This is a genomic window from Bacillus sp. NTK074B (genome assembly GCF_017303375.1).
Classification (GTDB): Bacteria; Bacillota; Bacilli; order Bacillales; family Bacillaceae_B; genus Rossellomorea.
In genome coordinates, this window is sequence record NZ_JAFKOH010000003.1 from 348,574 (window position 1) to 371,760 (window position 23,187).

Consider the following 23,187-nt stretch of genomic DNA (forward strand, 5'->3'; position numbering starts at 1 on the left):
GAACCCCATTCAACACGGGGTTCCACTACTCTTACCAGAAAAGTCCGCAGCCACAGCCGCAGCGCTTATGTCTTTTGCATCCGCATCTTTTGCGATTATCTTCGTCGCCTCTTCTGCCTCTGCATCCTGTCCCTCTGACGTTGTCCCTGCCGCAGCCACATCTTCTGCGATCATCATTCGCACCAAATAAGTTGCATCTCCTTCTGTCCCCAAACAGGAATTTATCCCAGTCACAACAGAAGTGGTTGTCACGGCAATCATCCCGGTGATCATCATCGCGACGTCCGCCAACCCGGTCGTTACAATAGTTGCATCCCATAAATTCTAACCTCCTTAGAAAGAATTTATCAGATAATAGAAAGTCTGATATACTCCATCCTATGAAGGACCGGTGAATTTGGTATGGGCCAAGTACCCTTCCGGGGCAAATCACTTTAAGATTATTTTGTTTGGTATTGCCACTGACCGATCAGAAGCCCGACAACGTGACGGAACATTTCCTCTCTCGTTAAAAGACCATTGGTGAACACGCCGATGGCCCCTTCTTTCTTCCTGATTCCCGTTCTTTGAGTGTACTCATCCATCAGAGGGCCGAGTTCTTTCCCGGCTTTTATTTCATGGCTGATTTCCTTCGGGAGGGCAATCCTGGCACCGCCACCGATGATTTCAGTCCCATTCAGGTCTACAAGTGCGCCCCAGTTACAGACGAACATCCCATAGAGGGACTCACTCACTCCACCTTCAAGCCCTATCCCCACATCACTACCCGTGGTTTTAAGGACAATTTTGGCACGGTTTAATGCTCCTTCTATCGTCTCCTGGTCTGACATGGGCTGCTCGCTTACATGTGACTCCGTTTTGAGGCACTCGAAGTGAACCTCGCCGTATTGCCCCTTAAAAGCTTTTTGAATAGCCTGTACTTTTGCGGGGTTGGTGGTTCCGATTGCTACTTTCAACAAAATCATACCTCTCTTCTCGTCGGGCGCACTTTTGCCCTCTTATCTCTTTATAAAAAAGCTGTCTCAGCAATTGAATGAGACAGCTTTACTCTATTTTTCAGGCTGTTTTCGTATACATTGTTGCTTTTGGATGTAGCGAGTGGCGGTTGATTTCCGCTACAGGTGCTCGCTTTCCGCGGGGCTGGCGGTGAGCCTCCTCGGCTTTTGTGAGGAGGCTCGGCCGAACGTCCGTGGAAAGCGGGACTGTTCCCTTCACCCTCCTGCACCACACCCTATAAGACAGAGCATTCCCAAATCTTAGTCTGTATATGAATAGCAACAATCTTTGGGAAAACAGCCATTTTTTAAAAAATCAGCTATTCGATTTGATGGATTCAATGGTCGTGCGGTCACATTGCTTCACTAACTTGACGATCAGCTCTTTCGCAGCTGCATAATCGTCTACGTGGATCATGGATGCATGAGTATGGATATACCTCGAACAGATCCCCACCACTGCACTTGGGACCCCTTCATTGGACATATGCACTCGTCCGGCGTCTGTTCCGCCTTGGGAAACGAAGTACTGATAAGGAATGTCATTGGATTCAACTGTATCCAGTACGAACTCCCTAATGCCCCTGTGAGTCACCATGGAACGGTCGAGGATTCGAAGAAGCGCTCCTTTCCCAAGCTGCCCAAACTCATTTTTATCACCTGACATATCGTTGGCAGGACTCGCATCCAATGCAAAGAAAATATCAGGATTAATCATATTGGCTGCCGTCTGGGCACCTCGCAACCCGACTTCCTCCTGAACTGTCGCCCCGGAATAAAGGGTATTCGGAAGGGTCACACCCTGAAGCTCTTTTAGTAATTCAATGGACAATCCGCATCCATAACGGTTGTCCCAGGCTTTGGCCAGGATCTTCTTCTCATTTGCCATAGGAGTGAACGGGCAGATTGGTACGATCTGCTGACCCGGTTTAATTCCGATTTCACGTGCATTTTCCCGGTCATCAGCACCGATATCAATGAGCATATTCTTGATTTCCATCGGTTTCCTTCGCTGTTCTTCTCCCAGCAAGTGAGGAGGGATGCTGCCGATCACACCGGTAATCGGGCCGTTGTCTGTGATGATTTGAACCCGCTGGGCCAAGAGCACCTGGCTCCACCATCCACCTAGGGTCTGGAATCGGAGCATGCCATTATCCGTAATCGATGTAACCATGAAGCCGACTTCGTCCATATGCCCTGCCACCATGACTGTCGGATCCTGTTCACTGCCTCTTCTCAATCCGAATATCCCGCCCAGCCGATCCTGTACGATTTCATCGGAGTATCGGGATAACTGTTCCTTCATAAACTTTCGAACACCATGTTCATTACCCGGCGCTCCAGGCAATTCCGTCAAAGTCTTGAATAATTCCAACGTATCTTGTTTCATGTCTAATGCCCCTTTTATATAAAATCTAGAGTATGTATCATCTTATTTTACAGAACTTTCACACGCCTTACCACCAATTGAGATAAAAGCATTTCTCTTTTTGATGTTTTCTTTGATAGAATGTACCTAAGGATAAAAAAATATCGATCATTGCCGGGAGTTTATCAGGGATAGATCCTGACTGCCGGTATGTAAAAATGGCCTTTGGAGGGACTAACAGATGAACTGGAAATCTTTCATACTTGGACTTGGAGTCGGAGCAGCCGGCGGTTACCTTCTTAAAGAGAAACTCGACGATTCACGCCTGGTTTCTGCCGAAAAGGTTTTGAAAGACGTCAAACTATCTTTCAAAAAAGAAGGAAACATCGATGGATCATGGATTGGAATGAAGCCTGAAGACTACCGGAAACACTCCGTGAACACGAAGGTATATAAAGGCGGTATATCCAGGCGAAAAGACGGGGAACTCGAGCAGTATGAATTCATTGCCGACGCTTATACCGGAACCGTTGTGGATGTATACCCGTTAGCTTAAAAAAACAGGATGGTCCCGCTAGTTCCGGGACCATCCTGTTTCTTATTTTTCCCTGATTACTTTTTCAATGATTTCTCCATCTCTATTCCACTTGATCCCTCTATAAACCGCGTCATGATAGAAGAGAAACCAATATTCTCCTTCGACCGCCTGGGTGATCCATTTTTCTTTTGCCCCGATGGACGCCATGGGATAATCATCGTAGGCAAGTACCCAAAGTGGATTTTTGTGGGCGTGAGTCGGCATGATATCTGCCATGTGTATGAATTTCTCCCCATTATGCTCGATGATAATGATGGAATGTCCGTCACTATGACCGCCGGTGTGCACCATCTTGATTCCTGGAAGGACTTCCATTTCTTCTTTATAGGTTGTCACTTGGGACGCGATGCTCTCCCAGTTTTCTTTCCAGTATGTATTTTGGGAACGAACATTGGGATTCCTCATTTCATCCCATTCCACCTGTGAAGTATAGATGGTAGCATTCGGAAAGACTGATACGAGATCATCTCCTTCATATTTTGTCAGTCCGCACGCATGATCGAAATGCATGTGAGTCATCAGGATCACATCGATATCGTTTGGTGAGATATCAAGGGCAGCGAGGGAAGCTTCGACATCCGACTCTTCATGAACACCGTAATTGCGCCTTTGTTTGTCAGTCAGTTTCCCTTTGCCAATACCTGATTCGATTAATACATTTTTCCCTTTCCACTGAAAGAACATCGGATCGGTTCGTAATTCAATTTGATTCAGTTCATTTACGGCATATTTTTTTGACCAAAGAGGCTTTGGTACAACACCGAACATTGCTCCCCCATCCATGTGGGTCACGCCGCCATTCAGCCAGTGTATCGTTAGATCTCCTACTTTCAACGTTTCCATCCTTATTCCTCCTTTGTTCATACCCTTTTATTTTATCAGAATAGGTGGACAACTTGTAGGTGTATGCCTGATCAATGATACAGTACCTGCAGCGAGAACAAACTAACGGGGCTTAAGTTATTACTATGACTTAAAATATCATATGACTACTTCTATCCCTTCTCTTTATATGAAATAGAGAATGGACAACAATTTATTATAAGGCTGTTTTTGCAAAGATTGTTGCTATTCGCATACCAACTAAGATTTACGATGCTCTGTCATTTAAGTTCTGGTACAAGAGGGTGAAGGGAACAGTCCCGCTTTCCACGGACGTTCGGCCGAGCCTCCTCAGGAAAAACCGCTTCCGGGGTCTCGGCACGCCCGTTTTCCGTAGGAGTCTACGCAGTACCCTTCACCCTCTAAAGTAGTAAGTAGTTGACAGAGCAAATTGGTTTGTGACCATCCGTTTAAAAAGAGTACCTGTAGCGGAAATCAACCGCCACTCGTTACATCCAAAAACAACAATGTTTACGAAAACAGCCTATTATAAAGAGCGCATCTTCCCACAAAGTTACACACCTGATTGGATATATTAAGCAGTGCGAAAACTGCCTGAATTTAAAGGGCATTCCGAAATTTAAAAAATGATTCATCATTTCTTATGACATAGCAAGGGAATTTAAATAAAGGGAATTTAAATAAATAAAAACAGCCCCAAATATATCAGGGCTGAAAGATTCATCAGTTATTCATTTTGAAACTGTGCTTCGACTCGGTAAATCCTTTGGCCTTTAGCAGAAAATTTTTCTTCGTATTCGGTCATGATGTTGCCTTCGAAGTCGCTGTTATGAAGATCCAGGCTTAGGAAGTTCAGATGCAGGCCGTACCATGAGAAACTCTGTAGTGAGTATTCGAATAGCCCCTGATTATCTGTTTTGAAGTGGATTTCCCCTTTTTTAATCAGGATCTCTTCATACATGGACAAGAAGTCCTTATAGGTCAGGCGGCGTTTTTCATGGCGGTTTTTTGGCCATGGATCAGAGAAGTTCAAGTATACCCTGTTCACTTCCCCAGAGTCGAAATACTCCGTCAGATTCCTTGCATCGACGTTCAACAGCTTGACATTCGGAAGCTCAGCTTCAATCAGACGGTCAAGAGCGGTGACAATGACACTTTCGTAAAGCTCGATTCCAATATAATTAACGTCGGGGTTGGCTCTGGCCATTTCCGTGACGAATTGGCCTTTTCCTGTTCCGACCTCTATGTGGAGAGGGTTATCGTTGCCAAATTCTTTGTTCCATTGACCTTTTTTCTCCTGGGGTTCTGCCACAACATACTGTGGATGATCACTGATCTTCTCAGAAGCCCATGGTTTATGACGTAAACGCATGTAGACACCTCATTTTTTATTATCGAAAAAAACATACCATGACTCTCGGTCCTATGCAAGAGCCAAATAATCAAATGCTCCTCTAGAGGTCCGTCCCTCAAAAAAGGGCGCATAATTGAAAAAGGAATTCACACACTAACAGTGAATTCCTTTTACCTTTTCAGCTCTGGTCATTTAGAGGACAATCTGACGGTACGTGGTTCCATTAAACTTACGAAAATGAAAGGGTGTACTTCCATGCCTTTAAATTCACAGAATCAAATGCAGTTATTATCTGATATATTAAGCAATCATTCAACGGATTGCTGTGGTTCGGTTTCCGAATGTGAGCAGGTTGAACGATTAGTCAAATCGCTGATGGTCAATGCTGATATCCATGAAAACGTCAAACCCGTTTTACAGGAAATTTATCAATACAGCCAGAGCGGGATTTCGTCATCAGATCTTTCCAGCCATATTACAACGAATAAGGATAATCTGTCCCAATGGGTCACGGATATGAACAGTCACTCTTAATTCATATCACTTTGTGCAAGTATTGAATCCAGTGGTTCATTTCGTGGAAACGGGCTTTCCCTTTATGCCACTGGATGGATAAAATCGTTTGAGCCACGACGTACCATTTCATCCGCAGCTTCAAGTTATCGGTCAGCTCGGCTCCATATTGCGTCAGCCAGTTTTCCCACTGATCTTCAGGGATGTACCAGTATAACAGTAACCCTACATCAAATGCAGGATCAGCGATCATCGCTCCATCCCAGTCAATTAAATACAACTGGTTGTAATCAGATAACAGCCAGTTGTTATGGTTGACGTCTCCGTGACATACGACATATTCTTCTTGCTGAACTTCCATGAGTTCTTTTTGAAGAAACAAAAGCGCTTCCCCGATGACAGGCAGTGAAAGAAGATCGAACTCGAGACCCGTCTCCACTTCCGTCAGCATATGCTCCGGTTGGAACGGCTCTTTCCCCAACCGCTCAAGCATGGTGGAAAGAGGCTTCGAGGAATGGATTTTGTTCAACAGCCTCGCCACCCGCTCATCCTTCATCTCTTCGGGCTTTAATTCTCTCCCATTTAACCAGTGTTGTGCCGTGATGACGTCCCCGTTTTCCATTCGTTTAGTCCAAACAAGCTTAGGCACAATGCCCTCTGCTGATAATACAGCTACAAAAGGGGAAGAATTACGCTTCAGGAATAATCTTTGCTCCTGATATTGAGCAAAGAACGCTTCTCCGGTTGCACCGCCTGCGGGGACGATTTCCCAATCTTGGTCAAATAAGTGTTCCAATCTATTCACCTTCTATTGGTCCTTTGTCATGTTTATATGTTCATGTGTATCATTTCATTTCAATGTGTATATGAGGTCTTATAAAATAAAAAAGACAGCTATTGGGCAATACAAATCAATAGCCATCTGTTTACGATTTTATCGTCATCTTGCGTTTTCGTCAAGCACTGGAATGAACTGTCACCTTACAAGTACATAGGAAGAGACCGGTTCAAGGGTGATCGAAGATTCCTTTACATCATACAGGCCGCTTACACTTGCCTGGTGGCCATTAGATAAACAATTCCATTGTTTCCCTTCAGGCAGGGAGTGCTCACATGCTTTCGTATCCGAATGAAAGACCAGGAGTATTTCATCCCACGGGCCGTACGGATGGACATTTTGATAGGAAACATGGATCAGGTTTGCCTGGCTGTGTGACACCTTTACATGCTCACGGATCAGCTCACACGTATGAAACCGTAAGGCCCCGTGGCTTTTCCTGATCTGAATCAGGGCTTTGACGTATTGAACCACATCATCGTACTGTTCTCTTCTGATCCAGTCCAATTGATTAATATCAATGGGGGAGTTGTAGCTGTTCTCGATCCCTTTTTTGGTTCTGAAAAACTCCTGCCCTGCATGGAGGAAGGGAATCCCCTGAGACAAGATGACCATTGTGGTCGCCAGTTTATGACGGGCCTTAAGGGTTTCTTCGTCTTCATTCATGCACGCTTTCATTTTGTCCCACAACGTATGATTATCATGGGACTCCACATAATTGACGGAATGAGCAGGCTCTTTAAAAAGTCCCCGTTCCCCGCTCTTCAAACCGATACTGCCCGTTAGGACAAGTTCCACCTTCTGTTCCAAATGGCCATGACCGAGAGCGAACCCTTTATCATATAAATTAAATGTGCTGCCTTTAATTGTGTCCCTGAACCAATCATTGAATTGGCCGATACCTTGAAGCTGGTGTGCATTTCTCAGATTGGCTTTTTGATGTGGAGGAAGAGGTGTATTCAGATCCCAACCTTCTCCTATCAAGATGGCCCCAGGTAATACTTTATCCACTTCTTCACGGATCGCGGTCATGGTACCGACGTCAAGGATTCCCATTAAATCAAAACGGAAGCCGTCAACTCCATATTCATTCAACCAGTAAAGGACCGAATCGACGATGAATTTCCTTGCCATGAGGCGTTCAGAGGCGAAATCATTCCCTACTCCTGTGCCGTTTGATGGTAAGCCGTTTTCATCGTGACGAAAAAAATAGCCCGGCACGAGCTTTTCGAACGATGATTTTTCACGGATGAAGACATGGTTGTACACTACATCTTGAATGACCCTGATGTTTTCATCATGCAGACTCTGTATCACGGCTTTCAATTCCCGGATCCGCTCATATGGATCTTCGGGCTTTAAGCTGTAGCTCCCTTCTGGCGCATTGAAAAATAAAGGATTGTATCCCCAATTATAACTGGTATCAGAAGGACTATCCGTGACGCCATCAAAATCATTTACAGGAAGCAATTCAACATGGGTGACACCCAGTTCCTTTAAATACTGGATCCCTGTCGAAAATCCATTTGCTGTGGAGGTTCCTTTTTCCGTAAAGGCGCGGTACTTCCCCCTGAACTTCATTCCGCTTTCCTGTTGGGCGGAAAAATCCCTGATGTTCAATTCGTAAATGACAGCATCTGTGGGAGAAGAAAGTGGAGGGAGCGGCTTCGCATCTGTATTCCCCAGGTTGACGACACATCCCCATTCACTATTCAATGAGACTGCTTTCGCATATGGATCGATCACCTCATCCCACACCAGATTGATACACGGAAGGATCGTGTACAGATATCCCTCAACATTCGCATTCACACGGCATTCCCACACTCCGTTTTCCATTCTTGTAAACGGATACTGTATTTCTTCATCCCCGGGCGACTTGAGCTTCAAACGCATCTCGGTTGCAATTGGTGACCATACTTTAAAGACCGTAGTTCCATCCTGGTATGTAACACCCAGGTCATCTCCATCGTAGTAGTATCGTTGATCAAATTCTTCTGTTCGTATTACAGCCCCTGTCTGAAGGTCCGTCTTTGTATCATGTTCATCTACAACTTCATAGAACTCACCTAACACGATCTTCTCGCTTACAACGGTCGTAACATATTTCATGGCATCATGAAGGGGAATCTTTTCTTCGATGTGAAGAGCGATCTTTTCCTCTTCCCTGACCAGGGTGAAATGGCTCGAATTCCCATCATGATAATGATAAGGAAGGATCATTGTGATTGTATTAAACGTATCCAAAAATGCATCATACTGCCTGCTAATGACTAACACTTCTGCCACCTACTTCTGTTTAACATTTTCCGACTCAACGGACCTTGCCTATCTCCTGTTTAATAAGCTGCAAGGGAGCCGCCATCCTGTTCTTATATTATTCACTCTATGCCCATTTGGTCCGCCATTTATGGGGAAGATCCTCCAAGACCTTTCCGGCATCCCAGTTCATTTATCGTTGCTCTATTAAGGTATATGCTTGTTTGATGTTGGTTAGGCCAAAGACGCCCTATTCATAGTGGGAATATACCCTGTAACCCGCTGGTCAAAACCGGCTGATGCAGACGGCCTTATACTTAATCCCCATCCGATACCCCTTGTTCTTCCTCCCACTGAAGTCTTTTAAATGAAGTGATTTGACAATACTCCATGATGGCCTGAGCCGCTTTTAGCTGCATACTTTTAATGGGAGAAGAATTTGATCTCTGTTGCTGGAACCATTGATGATGGATCCGTTTATCTAAAAACTGGATCCCTGCCGGCGACTGTGGGTAATCTATGTAACCGTTCCTGCTGATGACGGCTTGATAGATGGGAAGGTCCACCCCTGCATACCGGATGATTTGGTGGATGATGCGCTCCATCCTTTTTAGTCCGATGAGGGGATTCAGTACTTTTGCTTCCATGTCGCCCCATTTTTTCACCCAGAATCGTTCTCCTGAACCGATATAGGCGGTTCCCTCTTCGAATTCAAGAAAGGTTAAACACCATATCCCTGTCGGGGTGATCAGAATGGTTTCCAGTTCAACAGGTGCATTTTTTATTTTCAGGACGGGATTGTACATCACAAATATATTATCAGGGAAGCGCTGGAGTAGATAACGTAACCGCTCATCATATCGATAACTGTTATCCACATACGACTTCTCCATGATCGTTGAGCTTGCCCACTTCAGTTGAAAATCAAATAATAGATTTAGAAAAGAAACCTTCAATTCTTCTTCTGAGTGGATATCCTGATTTCCCTCCATCTCAAAAAGTATTTCTTCATCACTGGACTGAGGCACAGAATCTTCTTCTCCGGCCTCTCTCTTTTTAAAAAGGGAAAAGAGCTTTCCCTTCATGGAATCTTTCTCTTCCTCCTCCTTTACAGATGAGGGAGGCGCCGTGGGCAGATCCATGTTTTCCCAATGTTGTTTCATTTTTTCCCATTGCTGCTTTTTTAATCGGACAAATTGGGAAGGATATCTATATAAATCCGTTTCGTATCGTGAAACGTAATCTTGAAGCTTAATCAGCTGTGCCATATGAATCGGTCCTTTCGTGACGATCAATTTGCCTGAAACGGTATGGTGTATATGGCTTCATACTTAGGCGTCCGGTCAGGATGAGTTTGATATAAAACCATTTCTGTTGCTGTGAACGTATGACTCGCAGCAGGTTGGAATCCATTCAGCCACTCGTCAGTAAAGGGAGTTTGCTCATTCCATTTCCGCCCTACTGTGATATGAGGAGAAAATGGCCTCTTATCCAATTGAAATCCCGTCTCTTCACATGCACCATACACACGGCCCCTGACATTGTGCAGCATGTCTGATGAGAGGATACCCATCCACAGGATTCTCGGAGAATCACTTTTCCCGAACGTACCGAACCTTTCCAGTGTCAGGGGAAAGGCGGGAAGCTGCAGACTGCCGGCCTTTTCGAGTACCGGCCCGAGTTTCTCCGCACTTCCCAAAAAGGCGAGAGTCAGATGATAGTCTTCTGGATGAACCCATTTCTTAAAAGAATTCTGAGCCTCCATCAGATGCATACATTCATCTAAATATCGTTTTGTTTCACTTGGCAGGGAAAGGGCAAAGAAATAGTGAGTTTTTAACATACTCCCCGTCCTTTCTATTTTGCTTGTCGTATTACCTTTGGGTTGTAAATTGATTTGCAAAAAGCTATGTATTAGTTTAGTAAGGCTTAAAAAGCCTGCGTTGATTGGAAATCAACTGCTACTCACTTATACACAAGCCAAAAATAAAAGTCATCTATTATTATCTTCATTTTAGCAAAATGTGTCTTGAGAAAGAATGACTAGTGAGAATTGCAATAAAAATGAAATACAAAGCTTATTTATTTGATAAGATTTATTTGAATTAGTACGATAGAAAGAGAATGTTTTCTGAAAGGAAGTTGATCATGAAAGTTGTACAGAATATCGCCGATCTGATCGGGGATACCCCTCTCGTAAAATTAAATCGATTAAACCCTGCTGACGGTGCAGACGTGTATGTGAAGCTGGAATTCTACAATCCGAGTAAAAGCGTCAAAGACAGAGCGGCCTACGAGATGATCGTGGAAGCAGAAAAAGAGGGCTTATTGAAAGAAGGCTCGACCATCATCGAGCCAACGAGCGGAAACACAGGTATCGGACTCGCCATGAATGCTGCCGCAAGGGGCTACCGCGCCATCCTCGTGATGCCTGATACGATGACACAAGAGCGTATCAACCTTCTCAAGGCGTATGGAGCAGAAGTGGTATTGACGCCAGGGGACGAAAAAATGCCAGGTGCCATCGAAAAAGCCAAGGAACTGACGGAGAAAACCCCCAACAGTTTCATGCCTATGCAGTTTGAAAACGATGCAAACCCAAATGCCCACCGGAAAACAACGGCCCTTGAGATCGTCGAAGCCATGAAGGAACTAGGAAAACCTTTATCTGCATTTGTAGCAACCGCAGGAACCGGGGGAACGATTACAGGGACAGGCGAAGTGCTGAAAGACCATTATCCTGAACTCGCTGTCCATGTTGTGGAACCCGCGGGGTCTCCCGTACTCTCAGGAGGAAAACCCGGCAAGCATAAGCTCGTGGGGACGAGTCCCGGATTTGTACCGGATATCCTGAATACGAGTGTATACGATGAAATTCATAAAATTGAAGACGAACAGGCCTACGATACCGCCCGGAGAATGGCAAGCGAGGAAGGAATCTTAGTGGGACCTTCTTCAGGCGCTGCCTGTTACGCTGCCATTGAAGTGGCGAAGAAATTATCACCTGGAGATGTAGTGGTATGTATCGCATGCGATACAGGAGAGCGCTATCTATCAAGTGACCTGTTCAGATTTTAATGAGAAAAGGCTGCCCCTATTGACGGAGCAGCCTCTTTCCTATGTTCATTTGATCTGATGATAATGTGAGATGAATTGTTCGGGAGAAGATTTTACGACGAACGTCCAGACCCCTTGGATGGTATGAAGATACAAGAATGTATAGTATGCGGACAATGGCTTGCTTGTCATGTCCATCACATCTTTGATGGTGAAGCTCTTCGTAGGAGTGACGATTCGATCATTGTACAAATACAGATGCTCCTCCGTCTCTACCGTGAATTGCTGGTTGTCTTCTATTCTTCGTTCTGTCTTCATAAATGGCTGTGAACAAATCAACATATCATGCCTCCAACTAGTTTAACGAGCTTCCATTCCTTTTCTGTCACTGAAGAGCGCCTGAAGCGTTTTAGTGACGGCACCCGGTTTTCCTTCTCCGATTTTCTGTCCATCAATCCTGATGACTGGCATCACTTCTGAAGTGGTGCTGGCAATGAATGCCTCATCCGCGCCCATTAGCTCAGAAACGGAGAAAGTCTCTTCCTGGAATGTAATACCCTCTTTTCTACACAAATCTTCAATGACTCTCCTCGTGATTCCATTAAGGATCAGATTTGTAACGGGATGAGTATAGATGACGCCGTCTTTCACTATGAAGGCATTGGAAGAAGAACCTTCCGTCACCGTATCGCCTCGATGCAAGATCGCTTCAAAGTGCCCCTCTGATGCCGCCTCTTGTTTCGCCAGAAGATTGCCAAGGAGATTCAAGCTCTTAATATCACAGCGGAGCCAACGGATATCCTCCACGAGCTTGGCTGTCACGCCTTCCTCCATTTGCCCGGCGGGAACAGGGAAATCCTTTGTATAGGCAACGACACTTCCCAATACGTCCTCAGAAGGAAAGTGATGTTGACGTGGTGAGACGCCCCGCGTCACCTGCAGATAAACAATTCCGTCTTTCACCCCGTTAAGTTCGATCAACTGAAGAAGTTTCGCCGTGAATTCTTCCGCTTTATAGGGAATGGACAGCTTCATCTTTTCAGCGCTTTGATACAGTCTTTCCATATGTTCCTTCATGGTAAACGTCTTTCCGTTGTACACCCGGATCACTTCGTAGATACCGTCTCCAAATTGATAGCCCCGATCCTCGATGTCGATCTTTGCTTCATCACGATCGATCAGTTCCCCGTTAACAAATACTGTATTCATCCTCTGCTCTCCCCCCTCTATCTCTTATGATTCACATGCCAATTCATAAATAGCCTGAGCATAAATGGCCGTAGCTTTAAGGAGATCCTCTATATACATATATTCATCCTTCTGATGGGCAATATCCTCACGGCCCGGGAACAGCGCTCCAAAGGCTACTCCAGCTTCAAGACTTCTTGCGTAAGTTCCTCCACCGATGCTTAATAACTCGCCTTTTTCACCAGTCCGGTCTTCATATACTTTCTTGAGGGTCTGTACCAGTTCATCATCCTTCGACACATGATGAGGCTTGCTGTCCGTGAAATTCTCTACAGAATACCCTTCAACATTATCAATGATACTCTTTCCTTTTTCCATATCGAACGTCACAGGATAACGCATGTTCAAACCTAGACGTCCTCCGTCTGCTTCTGTATAGCGAAGCTTTCCGACGTTAATGGTGAGGTCCCCTGTGATCTCGTCTGTGTAACTGACTCCGAGCTGAATCCCCCTGGAATCCTTGAAGAAGTGCTTTGTCGTGAAGTCAAAGAACTCTTTACCTTGAGAGGATAATGGCAGTTTCGAAAGGAAAGCGGCTAAATAAAGCCCGGCGTTTTTTCCGTTATCAGGCTCCATTCCGTGTGAAGACACACCCTCAACTTGGAATACTAACTCTCCGTTTTCAATATAATAGCTTCCTTTGACACCTTCTTCTTTCGTGAAGATTTCAAAGTTCTGCACCCATTTCGTATGATCCTCATCCACTACCAGGATCGCTTTTGCATAGTCAGGAACCATGTTGTAGCGGCGCCCCGATTCGAAGGAAAGGACTTTGATCCCTGTTTCCGTCACCTCTTCAGGCTTCACCTGGACCAAATCATAATCCGCGATCCCTTTTTCAGCATGGATGATCGGGAAATCCGCATCAGGGGCAAATCCCATTGTCGGCATTTCTTCGTTCTTGAAATAATGGTCCACGCATCTCCAATCGCTTTCTTCATCGGTCCCGATGATCATGCGGATCCGCTTGTTGAAGGTCGGATCAAGATCTTTTACAATCTTCATGGCATAGTAGGCAGCCATCGTCGGCCCTTTATCATCGATCGCTCCACGTGCATAGATCTTCCCTTCCTTAATCTCACCGCCATAAGGGTCGACACTCCAGCCGTCCCCTTCCGGCACGACATCCACGTGGCAGAGGATACCGAGGAGGTCCGTCCCTTCCCCGAACTCTAAATGACCGGCCAGATGATCGACGTTCTTAGGAGTGAAACCGTCTTTCTCCCCAAGTGTCAGCAGGTACGAAAGGGCTTCCTTCACCCCTTTTCCCAGAGGTGCATCTTCTGTCGCATTCTCTTCATCAAGTACACTTTTAATCTGAAGGAATTTCTGCAAGTCTTTAAGCAAATCATCTTTCCGTTTATCGACTTCATTTGTCCAATTGATACTCATACACTTCCACCTGCTTTATATGTATTTTCTTCCCCTCCCATTTTATACTCTTTTGCAGAGAAATCCAAACAAGGACGACCGGTAAAGACCACCTCATTCTCTCACCTCAGGGGCTCGCAAAAAGGATGACTATAAAAAATACATAATTTTAGCATTTTCTTCATATTCTAGGAATAGAGGCAGCAAGTTACTACGTTAATAGTTTGTAAATTTGGACAATATTCTAGAAATTTTGTCGGATTAGGAGTACAATGTAATTGTCTGACATCTAGAATAACTTTATAAGTAGAAAAGGGGTTGTCTAAAGCGCATAGTACATATGGTAGCACGTGAGGTGCACAAACGACGCTTGTAGTCTTTTGCCTTTGGAAAAATGATGAGGGAGTGGTTTTTTGAAACCTTCAACCAATCGTATGCTCACTAGAATCAAAGCTGTATACATGTACATCAAACAGAAGGGTACTGTAACAACTCAAGATCTTGTAGACGAATTTGGCATTACTCCTCGAACCATACAAAGAGATCTCAACGTGTTAGCCTATAATGACTTGGTACAAAGCCCGAGTCGGGGTCAGTGGACAACTACTCAGAAAAAAGTGAAAATGACCTCTTAAATAGACAACGGCGGCTTCCGCTTAATTGAAAAAGAACGAATAACAGACTTGTAATACTAATACACACTAAAACAGGACAGCACCTTTATCGTAAGGTGCTGTCCTGTTTTTCATTCCGGCTTATATTCTTTAAGAAGGGTTACTTCCTCTTCCGTCAGTTCACGGTACTCACCAAGCTCTAAATCTTCATCAAGCTCGAGCGGCCCCATTGTCAGGCGCTTCAGATAGATCACACGCTTCCCGACACTTTCGAACATTCTCTTTACCTGATGGAATTTCCCTTCCGTGATCGTCAACTCGATGTCTGAAGTGAGACCCGATTTTAGGATCGTTAAATCTCCTGGTTTCGTTTCGTAGCCGTCGTCCAATGTGACTCCACTTTTGAACGCTTCTACATCCGCTTCCGTCACTTCCCCGTCGATCACGGCGAAATACGTCTTCGGCACATGCCTTTTGGGTGAAAGGAGCTGGTGGGATAATTGGCCGTCATTGGTGATCAGGAGGAAACCTTCTGTATCCTTATCAAGTCTCCCTACTGGAAATGGATTGAAAATTTGGTCTTCCAGCTGTAGCAAATCAATCACGGTTTCATCCTGCCCATCTTCAGTGGCGGAGATGACACCAGGGGGTTTATTCATCAGCAGGTAAATGTATTCGCGATATTCCACCTGTTCCCCGTACAACATGACCGTATCCTTTTCTGTATTGATATGGACTTTCCCGTCCTTGATGACTTCCCCATTCACTTGGAGCCCGCCGTCCTTTAATAATTTCTTCACTTCTTTGCGGCTTCCATAGCCCATATTCGCAAGCATTTTATCTATTCTCATTTCATTCACGCTCCGTCAGTTTTTCATTCTATTTTACTTTTATAACGTTCGGTCTCTTTATGGGCTGTTACCCACTCATCTTTCTATTCTTAACATAGGCTACTAATGATAAGCAACTTTCATCAATACAAATGAGGTGAACCTATGTATCCTTATAGACAGCAAGGGTCGGGAGGCATTCTGATCCCGATTCCACTTCCAGGCGTCGGCCAGGGACAGTATCAGGGCTATCCAGGTCAAGGCTATGGTGGTGGCGGTATAAACGATCGATTAGACAGGCTTGAACGGCAGTACGAACGGCTCGACCGCAAAGTAAACCGCTTAGAGAGAAAAGTAGAACGCCTTGAGAGACAGCTGGGTTATTCTAATCGATAGTGTCTTTGCAATAAGAAAAAGGGATGATCGGCATGCATCATCCCTTTTTCCCTACCCTATACGCAGCTTACTGCGGATTTTGGTTATTTTATCACCGAACAGCTTGTCTGCAAGTTTACTTCTCATACTTAGGTAGAAGTATACGAGGGCTCCTACTCCACCGCAGATGGCTACAAGGACGATTGATTGGAATCCCGCTTCCGGACTGAGGAATTTGACAAGGAAGTGATACAGAACCCATACGACCCCGGCCATGACGGCATTCAGCGCTCCGATAAACAGCGTTCTTCTTAAAATCAATTGGAATTGATATCTGGCATATTTTTTGATCACATAAAGATTGATCAGAATGGCCACTGTGTAACCGATTGTTGTCGCAAGTACGGCTCCCTGGGTTTCAAACAGGCGGATCAGCGGGATGTTCAGGACAAGCTTCAGAAGCAAGCCGACAAGTAGGCTGAAGATCGTAAACTTCTGTTCATCAATCCCCTGAAGGATCGCTGCCGTGACCGCAAATAATGCGAACAGGATGGCAACCGGAGCATACGAACGTAAAATCGATGTTCCGAGAGCATCACTGTGATAGAACAATGTATACATCGGTTCGGCTAGAAGGGCCAGTCCCAACGCTGCCGGCACAGTCAGGAACAATAGTATCTGGAACGTCTGGTCAATGTTCCTGCGCATCGTTTTCCGGTCGCCACTTGTGTACGATGTCGTAATCAACGGAATGAGCGTCATGGAAAAGGCTGTTGCCAATGAGACCGGAATGATGACAAGCTTATGCGTATAGAAATTCAATACGGCAAAAGCATGGTCGGAAATTTTCGCGTTCCCGATATCCGCCATGGCGGTATTGAAAGTGATCTGATCTACAAGTTGAAACAACGGATTGGCGAGACCTACGAATATGAATGGAATCGAATAGGCAATGATTTCTTTGTACATCGCTTTTAACGAAATCTCTTCGTTGCCACGATCCTCTTCAAGCAGCACATCTAAATGCGGCTTCCTCTTATACCAATACCAGATCAGGGCTCCAAGGCTTGCAAGTCCCCCTACAAACGCCGCGAAAGTCGCAACGGAAATCGCCGTTGTCACGGTGCCGTCCAGTATGTTCAAGACAACATAAATCCCACCAAGAAGGAAGACAATCCGGACGATTTGCTCAATGACCTGTGAAACCGCCGTCGGTCCCATGGACTGGTGTCCCTGGAAGAATCCACGGATCAAGCTCATGAACGGAATGATAATCAGTGCAAAGCTCACTGCCCGGATGACGGTGGTCACCTGCGCTACGGAAATGACCTGCTCATCGCTTTTAATCGTCATTTCGGCAAAAATCGGTGCGAATGCATACATAATCAGGAATGATACGACCCCTGTCAGGGTCATCAGCACCAGTCCGGATTTAAACAATTTCCGCCCCACGGCATATTCCCCAATGGCATTATACTTTGAAACGAATTTTGAAACGGCCAATGGCACTCCGGCAGTCGCTACAGTCAGAAAGATCGTATAAGGCACATACCCATATTGATAAAGGGATGCCCCTTCTTCATGACCTTTCAACAAATCATCAAACGGTATAACATAAAAAAGACCCAAAAACTTCGAAATAAAGGTCCCTAACGTTAAGATAAACGTTCCTCTTATTAATTTAGATGACATAGTATCCCTCTCTATATATCCTGTTGCCCGTTAAACAAGCAAAATAAATATGAACTAAGAAATTTACACACTATACGTAGTTTACTACTGTACGAATCGAATGACAATTTTTTTCGAATGTTGTATTTAAAACACATCCCATTTAAAATAAGGTGAAACTTCATTTCTGAAGCGAATATTAAAAGTTGGTGGAAAAATGGTAAGAAAATACGATGTCATCGTCATAGGCGGAGGACCTTCGGGCTTAATGGCCAGTATCGCTGCCGGTGAAAACGGAGCGAAAGTCCTCCTTGTAGATAAAGGAACAAAGCTTGGCAGAAAGCTGGCCATTTCAGGAGGCGGACGCTGCAACGTGACAAATCGGCTGCCTGTAGAGGAAATCATTAAGCATATCCCTGGGAACGGACGTTTTTTATACAGTGCGTTTTCTGAGTTTAATAATGAAGACATCATCTCATTCTTTGAAAACCTCGGGATTCAGTTAAAAGAGGAAGATCACGGAAGGATGTTCCCTGTTTCTAACAGGGCCATGGACGTGGTAGAAGCTCTTCTGAAGCGCATGAAGGAATTGGAAGTCGACACCAGGACAAGCACAAGCGTCGAGGAAGTACTCTACGAAAATGGACAGACTGTGGGCATTCTTTTAAAAGACGGGGAAACCATCCTTGCTAACGCTGTCGTGATCGCCGTCGGCGGGAAGTCCGTCCCTCACACGGGTTCGACGGGGGATGGTTACCCGTGGGCAACGAAGGCAGGGCACACGATCACGGATCTGTTTCCGACAGAGGTTCCCCTTACGTCGGATGAGCCTTTTGTGAAGAAGAAAGAGCTGCAGGGACTTTCTTTACGGAGTGTTGATTTAAGCGTCTTGAATCCTAAGGGTAAGAAAATCGTGACGCATAAAATGGACATGATCTTCACTCATCTCGGCATTTCCGGACCTGCTGTTCTTAGATGCAGTCAATACGTGGTCAAGGCCATGAAGAAATGGAATCTGACCCACGTGACCATGCAAATCGACTCCATGCCGGACCAAAACGAAGAGCAGCTCTTCCAATCTCTTTATAAACAGGTGAAGGACGAAGGTAAGAAAGCGGCGAAGAATATCTTCAAAGGCTTGGTACCTGAACGATACCTGTTATTCTTACTCGAGCGGGCAGAAATCGATCAAGATGAGAAAGGGGACCACATCTCTTCTGAGAATGTCCGTCATTTTGCCAAACTCTTGAAGCAGTTCACTTTCAATGTGAATGGAACATTATCTATCGATAAGGCGTTCGTAACGGGCGGCGGGGTTTCCGTCAAAGAAATCGAGCCGAAAACGATGGCTTCTAAGAAAATGAACGGTTTGTTTTTCTGCGGCGAAGTGCTGGATATCCACGGATACACGGGAGGCTACAATATTACCTCTGCACTTGTCACAGGTCGGCTTGCCGGATTCAATGCTGCAAAAGTGTAATGGGCAAAAAGAAAGGTTGATCCTCCTATGAGCGATCAACCTTTTTATTTTCTATAAACTACCATGGCCGAGAAACAGTAGATCTGATCCTCCACTTCCTCCGACATTGCTGCAACATGATATTTAATATCGACAATCTTTTTATCATCCATTTTACTAAGAAAATGGTTCATATCTTTCTCTAAATCTTTTTCGTGCTCATAGTCGAAGACTTTTACCTGGATCATAGGGTCCCCTCCCGGATTATTAGTTGGTAGTAGTATTGTCAGAATATTATATTTTTAAACGCAGATGGTTGATTTTTGGTTTTGGGGATGTGGTGGTGTTGTGGTGGTTTCGCCGATACATTTGGATTATCGCTGATAAAATGAAAATTTCGCCGATAAAATGAAAATTTCGCCGATAAATTTGATATTTCGCCGATACATGTCTTCGCCATCCAAGTTCGGCTCTTTAGAAAAGCCCGGTTTCCATCCGCTTCACTCTGAATACAAAAAAAAGCACACCCTTCTATAAAAAAGGATATGCTTTCCCACTAAAAAAACTGCTTATTTCTTCGCTGCCGTATCTCCAGCCCAGTTCATCATGCCGCCTTCCATGTTTACCACTTTATAGCCTTGTTCCTGCATATAATGGGCAACATTTCCGCTGCGGTTGCCTGAACGGCAGATGAAGATATATTCTTTGTCCTTATCAAAATGATCCAATGACTCTGGGATTTCACCCATTTTGATATGCTTCGCTCCCGGAATCATACCCTCTGCCACTTCTTCATCTTCGCGGACATCCACCAAAAGGAGATCCTCACCGTTCTTCAACTTCTGCTCTAACTCATCCGTCGTAATCGTCTTAATACTATCCATCCTTCACAACTTCCTTTCTACATTCAATCATTATTCAACACGATTATACCAAAGCCTGTCCCCCAAACAAAAACATCAGACTCAAAAAGAGGGACGGACCTCTACGAAATACTGATTTAAAGCGTTTCACGCTTCAAAACCGGCCGATTTCGAGGTCCGTCCCTCACCATTATTAGTTGGCTACGATGTTGACTAGTTTGCCTGGTACGGCGATGATTTTGCGGATGGTTTTGCCTTCGATTTGTGTTTTGATTTCGTCGTTTTCCATCGCTGTTTTTTCTAGATCATCTCTGGTCATGTCGCGTGGGATCATGACTTTCGCTTTCACTTTACCGTTCACTTGAAGGACGATTTCGACTTCGTTGTCCACAAGCTTCGATTCATCGAATGTCGGCCATGCTTCGTAGGAGATCGTTCCTTCATGACCAAGCTTGCTCCAAAGCTCTTCTGTCATATGTGGTGCAATCGGTGACAGAAGCTTGATGAATCCTTCTACATAATTTTTAGGAAGGGTTTCCGCTTTGTAGGCATCATTGATGAATACCATGAGCTGGGAAATCCCTGTATTAAAACGAAGACCTTCATAATCCTCCGTCACTTTCTTAACAGTTTGGTTATACGTTTTATCCAGGTCACTGTTCGGTACTTCCGTCACTTTAGAGGAAAGCGTGCCATCCTCTTCAACAAGCAGGCGCCATACACGGTCAAGGAAGCGGCGGGCTCCGTCAAGTCCGTTTGTGCTCCATGCAATGGATGCTTCCAGTGGACCCATGAACATTTCATATAGACGAAGAGTATCGGCACCGTGAGATTCTACCACCTCATCCGGATTCACGACATTCCCTTTTGATTTACTCATTTTTTCGTTATTTTCCCCAAGGATCATCCCCTGGTTGAATAGCTTCTGGAACGGCTCTTTCGTCGGAACTACGCCGATATCATAAAGGAACTTATGCCAGAAACGGGCATAAAGCAGGTGAAGTACCGCATGCTCGGCTCCTCCGATATACGTATCCACCGGCAGCCAATCCTGCATTTTCTTCGCATCGGCAAGGGCCTCTTCGTTATGTGGATCAATATAGCGGATATAGTACCAGCAGCTTCCAGCCCACTGTGGCATCGTGTTCGTTTCGCGACGTCCTTTTTTGCCTGTTTCAGGATCCTCGACGTTCACCCATTCACTGATGTTCGCAAGCGGAGATTCACCTGTTCCGGACGGTTTGATTTCAGTCGTCTTCGGAAGAACTAGCGGCAGCTCACTTTCTGCAACAGTCGTTGTCGTACCATCTTCCCAATGGATGACTGGAATCGGTTCACCCCAATAACGTTGGCGGCTAAATAGCCAGTCACGAAGACGGTATGTGACTTTCTTCGTTCCGATGTTCTTCTCCTCTAACCATGAAATAGCTTTGGCAATCGCTTCTTCTTTTCCAAGTCCATCAAGGAAACCGGAATTCACATGATCACCGTCACCTGTATACGCTTCTTTCTCAACAATGCCACCCGCAACAACTTCCACGATTGGAAGATCGAATTCTTTCGCAAACTCATAATCCCTTTCGTCATGGGCAGGAACGGCCATGATAGCTCCGGAACCGTAGCTCATTAGAACATAATCGGCGATCCAGATTGGCATTTTCTCGCCGTTAGCGGGATTGATGGCATAAGCGCCTGTGAAAACACCCGTTTTTTCTTTTGCCAGATCTGTCCGTTCAAGATCGCTTTTCGACTTAATTTTATCGATGTACTCATTCACTTTCGAGCGCTGATCTTCTGTCGTAATTTCTGCTACGAACGGATGCTCAGGAGCAAGAACCGCGTAAGTCGCACCGAAGATCGTATCAGGACGAGTCGTGAACACATCGAATGATTTGTCATGTCCGTCGATGGCAAAATTCACTTCCGCCCCTTCAGATCGGCCGATCCAGTTACGCTGCATGTCCTTGATGCTTTCAGGCCAGTCAACCTCTTCAAGGTCTTCCACAAGGCGATCGGCATAAGCCGTAATCTTCAGCATCCACTGCTTCATCGGACGGCGCTCTACCGGATGACCTCCGCGTTCACTCTTTCCGTCGATGACCTCTTCATTGGCAAGCACGGTTCCAAGTGCCGGACACCAGTTCACGGCAACCTCATCCACATAGGCTAATCCTTTTTCATAAAGCTTCGTGAAGATCCATTGTGTCCACTTATAGTAGCCCGGATCTGTCGTATTGACTTCACGGTCCCAATCATAAGAAAAACCGAGTGACTTAATCTGACGTCGGAACGTATCGATATTTTTTTGAGTGAATTCTGCCGGATCATTCCCAGTATCCAGGGCATATTGCTCTGCCGGTAAACCGAATGCATCCCAGCCCATCGGATGAAGGACATTATACCCCTGCATGCGCTTCATACGGGAGAGGATATCTGTCGCCGTAAACCCTTCCGGATGTCCTACGTGAAGACCTGCACCTGATGGATACGGGAACATATCCAGCGCGTAGAAATTGGATTTCCCTTCGTCTTCCGTCGCTTTAAACGTCTTGTTCTCTTCCCAATACTGCTGCCATTTCGTCTCAACACTTTTATGATTAAAACTCATATTGTGAGATCCTCCTTTGATTGTCCTATGTCTTTCTTTAAAAAAACAAAAAAACCCTCATCCCAAATAAATATTTGGGACGAGAGTTTGTATGTACATTCTCCCGCGGTACCACCCACATTAGTGTACGCGCACTCAGCTTCATTCATCCTTAACGCGGAAAACGGCAAGCCTTACTATTACTTCACACTTGCAACTCAGCGGGCGAGTTCATGATGCTTCTGGTTGACTTTCACCACCCGTCAACTCTCTATGGCAGAAAACTCTCATTACTACTCCCGATCAACGTTCTAATATAGCTAAACATTATATGTATTCACTA

General features: G+C 45.1%; 23 protein-coding genes and 1 other annotated feature. Of the genes, 6 read left to right on the plus strand and 17 right to left on the minus strand.

Going from position 1 to position 23,187, the window contains the following annotated elements:
- Positions 1-9 precede the first annotated feature (9 nt).
- The 3 genes from JI667_RS07740 to JI667_RS07750 all read right to left on the minus strand — a co-directional run bounded on the left by JI667_RS07740 (position 10) and on the right by JI667_RS07750 (position 2,385).
- Complete coding sequence (locus JI667_RS07740) at positions 10-276, minus strand: hypothetical protein (RefSeq protein WP_206851721.1); 267 nt, start codon at positions 274-276, stop codon at positions 10-12.
- Positions 277-440: 164 nt separating this feature from the next.
- Positions 441-959: a DUF84 family protein gene (locus tag JI667_RS07745; RefSeq protein WP_306465445.1), complete on the minus strand. Its 519-nt coding sequence runs from the start codon at positions 957-959 to the stop codon at positions 441-443.
- A 352-nt stretch (positions 960-1,311) separates the two neighbouring features.
- Positions 1,312-2,385, minus strand: a complete 1,074-nt coding sequence (locus JI667_RS07750) for a M42 family metallopeptidase (protein WP_206851722.1) — start codon at positions 2,383-2,385, stop codon at positions 1,312-1,314.
- Between the two features lie 220 nt (positions 2,386-2,605).
- Here JI667_RS07750 and JI667_RS07755 point away from each other — a divergent pair, with 220 nt between their 5' ends.
- Positions 2,606-2,920: a PepSY domain-containing protein gene (locus JI667_RS07755; RefSeq protein ID WP_206851726.1), complete on the plus strand. Its 315-nt coding sequence runs from the start codon at positions 2,606-2,608 to the stop codon at positions 2,918-2,920.
- A gap of 42 nt (positions 2,921-2,962) precedes the next feature.
- Here JI667_RS07755 and JI667_RS07760 read toward each other — a convergent pair whose 3' ends face one another.
- A complete protein-coding gene (locus JI667_RS07760) occupies positions 2,963-3,805 on the minus strand; it encodes a YtnP family quorum-quenching lactonase (RefSeq protein WP_206851727.1) in 843 nt (280 codons plus the stop codon).
- 727 nt (positions 3,806-4,532) lie between these two features.
- Positions 4,533-5,177, minus strand: a complete 645-nt coding sequence (trmB, locus tag JI667_RS07765; protein WP_206851728.1) for a tRNA (guanosine(46)-N7)-methyltransferase TrmB — start codon at positions 5,175-5,177, stop codon at positions 4,533-4,535.
- Positions 5,178-5,414: 237 nt separating this feature from the next.
- Between trmB and JI667_RS07770 the strand changes: the two genes are divergently transcribed.
- Positions 5,415-5,693, plus strand: a complete 279-nt coding sequence (locus tag JI667_RS07770) for a YtzH-like family protein (protein ID WP_206851731.1) — start codon at positions 5,415-5,417, stop codon at positions 5,691-5,693.
- Between the two features lies 1 nt (position 5,694).
- Here the strand turns inward: JI667_RS07770 and JI667_RS07775 are convergent, their stop codons facing one another.
- From JI667_RS07775 to thpR, 4 genes are all read right to left on the minus strand, one after another.
- A complete protein-coding gene (locus JI667_RS07775; RefSeq protein WP_206851733.1) occupies positions 5,695-6,468 on the minus strand; it encodes a phosphotransferase in 774 nt (257 codons plus the stop codon).
- Between the two features lie 180 nt (positions 6,469-6,648).
- Positions 6,649-8,790 (minus strand): type I pullulanase, encoded by a 2,142-nt coding sequence (gene pulA, locus JI667_RS07780; RefSeq protein ID WP_206851735.1) that lies wholly within the window; start codon positions 8,788-8,790, stop codon positions 6,649-6,651.
- Positions 8,791-9,086: 296 nt separating this feature from the next.
- Complete coding sequence (locus tag JI667_RS07785) at positions 9,087-10,037, minus strand: nuclease-related domain-containing protein (protein ID WP_206851737.1); 951 nt, start codon at positions 10,035-10,037, stop codon at positions 9,087-9,089.
- A 23-nt stretch (positions 10,038-10,060) separates the two neighbouring features.
- A complete protein-coding gene (gene thpR, locus JI667_RS07790) occupies positions 10,061-10,612 on the minus strand; it encodes an RNA 2',3'-cyclic phosphodiesterase (protein ID WP_206851738.1) in 552 nt (183 codons plus the stop codon).
- Positions 10,613-10,914: 302 nt separating this feature from the next.
- Between thpR and cysK the strand changes: the two genes are divergently transcribed.
- Positions 10,915-11,847 (plus strand): cysteine synthase A, encoded by a 933-nt coding sequence (cysK, locus tag JI667_RS07795; RefSeq protein ID WP_206851877.1) that lies wholly within the window; start codon positions 10,915-10,917, stop codon positions 11,845-11,847.
- 45 nt (positions 11,848-11,892) lie between these two features.
- On the opposite strand, the gene JI667_RS07800 is transcribed toward cysK, so the two are convergent.
- From JI667_RS07800 to pepV, 3 genes are read right to left on the minus strand one after another with little or no spacing between them, the layout of a single operon-like run.
- Positions 11,893-12,168, minus strand: a complete 276-nt coding sequence (locus JI667_RS07800) for a hypothetical protein (RefSeq protein ID WP_206851739.1) — start codon at positions 12,166-12,168, stop codon at positions 11,893-11,895.
- 18 nt (positions 12,169-12,186) lie between these two features.
- Positions 12,187-13,035, minus strand: a complete 849-nt coding sequence (dat, locus tag JI667_RS07805) for a D-amino-acid transaminase (protein WP_206851740.1) — start codon at positions 13,033-13,035, stop codon at positions 12,187-12,189.
- Positions 13,036-13,059: 24 nt separating this feature from the next.
- Positions 13,060-14,466 carry a dipeptidase PepV gene (gene pepV / locus JI667_RS07810; protein WP_206851742.1) on the minus strand — a complete coding sequence of 469 codons (1,407 nt, stop codon included), beginning with the start codon at positions 14,464-14,466 and terminating at the stop codon, positions 13,060-13,062.
- Positions 14,467-14,858: 392 nt separating this feature from the next.
- On the opposite strand from pepV, the gene JI667_RS07815 reads away from it, so the two are divergent.
- Positions 14,859-15,080 carry a DeoR family transcriptional regulator gene (locus tag JI667_RS07815; protein WP_206851743.1) on the plus strand — a complete coding sequence of 74 codons (222 nt, stop codon included), beginning with the start codon at positions 14,859-14,861 and terminating at the stop codon, positions 15,078-15,080.
- Between the two features lie 110 nt (positions 15,081-15,190).
- On the opposite strand, the gene JI667_RS07820 is transcribed toward JI667_RS07815, so the two are convergent.
- A complete protein-coding gene (locus JI667_RS07820) occupies positions 15,191-15,910 on the minus strand; it encodes a pseudouridine synthase (protein WP_206851744.1) in 720 nt (239 codons plus the stop codon).
- 144 nt (positions 15,911-16,054) lie between these two features.
- Here JI667_RS07820 and JI667_RS07825 point away from each other — a divergent pair, with 144 nt between their 5' ends.
- Positions 16,055-16,285 carry a hypothetical protein gene (locus tag JI667_RS07825; RefSeq protein WP_244668240.1) on the plus strand — a complete coding sequence of 77 codons (231 nt, stop codon included), beginning with the start codon at positions 16,055-16,057 and terminating at the stop codon, positions 16,283-16,285.
- Between the two features lie 51 nt (positions 16,286-16,336).
- Here JI667_RS07825 and JI667_RS07830 read toward each other — a convergent pair whose 3' ends face one another.
- Positions 16,337-17,956, minus strand: coding sequence for a putative polysaccharide biosynthesis protein (locus JI667_RS07830; protein WP_206851745.1), 1,620 nt, complete (start codon positions 17,954-17,956; stop codon positions 16,337-16,339).
- Between the two features lie 196 nt (positions 17,957-18,152).
- Between JI667_RS07830 and JI667_RS07835 the strand changes: the two genes are divergently transcribed.
- Positions 18,153-19,415 (plus strand): NAD(P)/FAD-dependent oxidoreductase, encoded by a 1,263-nt coding sequence (locus JI667_RS07835; protein WP_206851746.1) that lies wholly within the window; start codon positions 18,153-18,155, stop codon positions 19,413-19,415.
- A gap of 44 nt (positions 19,416-19,459) precedes the next feature.
- Here the strand turns inward: JI667_RS07835 and JI667_RS07840 are convergent, their stop codons facing one another.
- The 3 genes from JI667_RS07840 to leuS all read right to left on the minus strand — a co-directional run bounded on the left by JI667_RS07840 (position 19,460) and on the right by leuS (position 22,865).
- Positions 19,460-19,642, minus strand: coding sequence for a sporulation protein Cse60 (locus JI667_RS07840; protein WP_034765594.1), 183 nt, complete (start codon positions 19,640-19,642; stop codon positions 19,460-19,462).
- 321 nt (positions 19,643-19,963) lie between these two features.
- Positions 19,964-20,278 (minus strand): rhodanese-like domain-containing protein, encoded by a 315-nt coding sequence (locus tag JI667_RS07845; protein WP_206851747.1) that lies wholly within the window; start codon positions 20,276-20,278, stop codon positions 19,964-19,966.
- Between the two features lie 172 nt (positions 20,279-20,450).
- Positions 20,451-22,865 (minus strand): leucine--tRNA ligase, encoded by a 2,415-nt coding sequence (gene leuS / locus JI667_RS07850; protein WP_206851749.1) that lies wholly within the window; start codon positions 22,863-22,865, stop codon positions 20,451-20,453.
- A 72-nt stretch (positions 22,866-22,937) separates the two neighbouring features.
- Positions 22,938-23,160, minus strand: a binding site (T-box leader).
- Between the last annotated feature and the right edge of the window lie 27 nt (positions 23,161-23,187).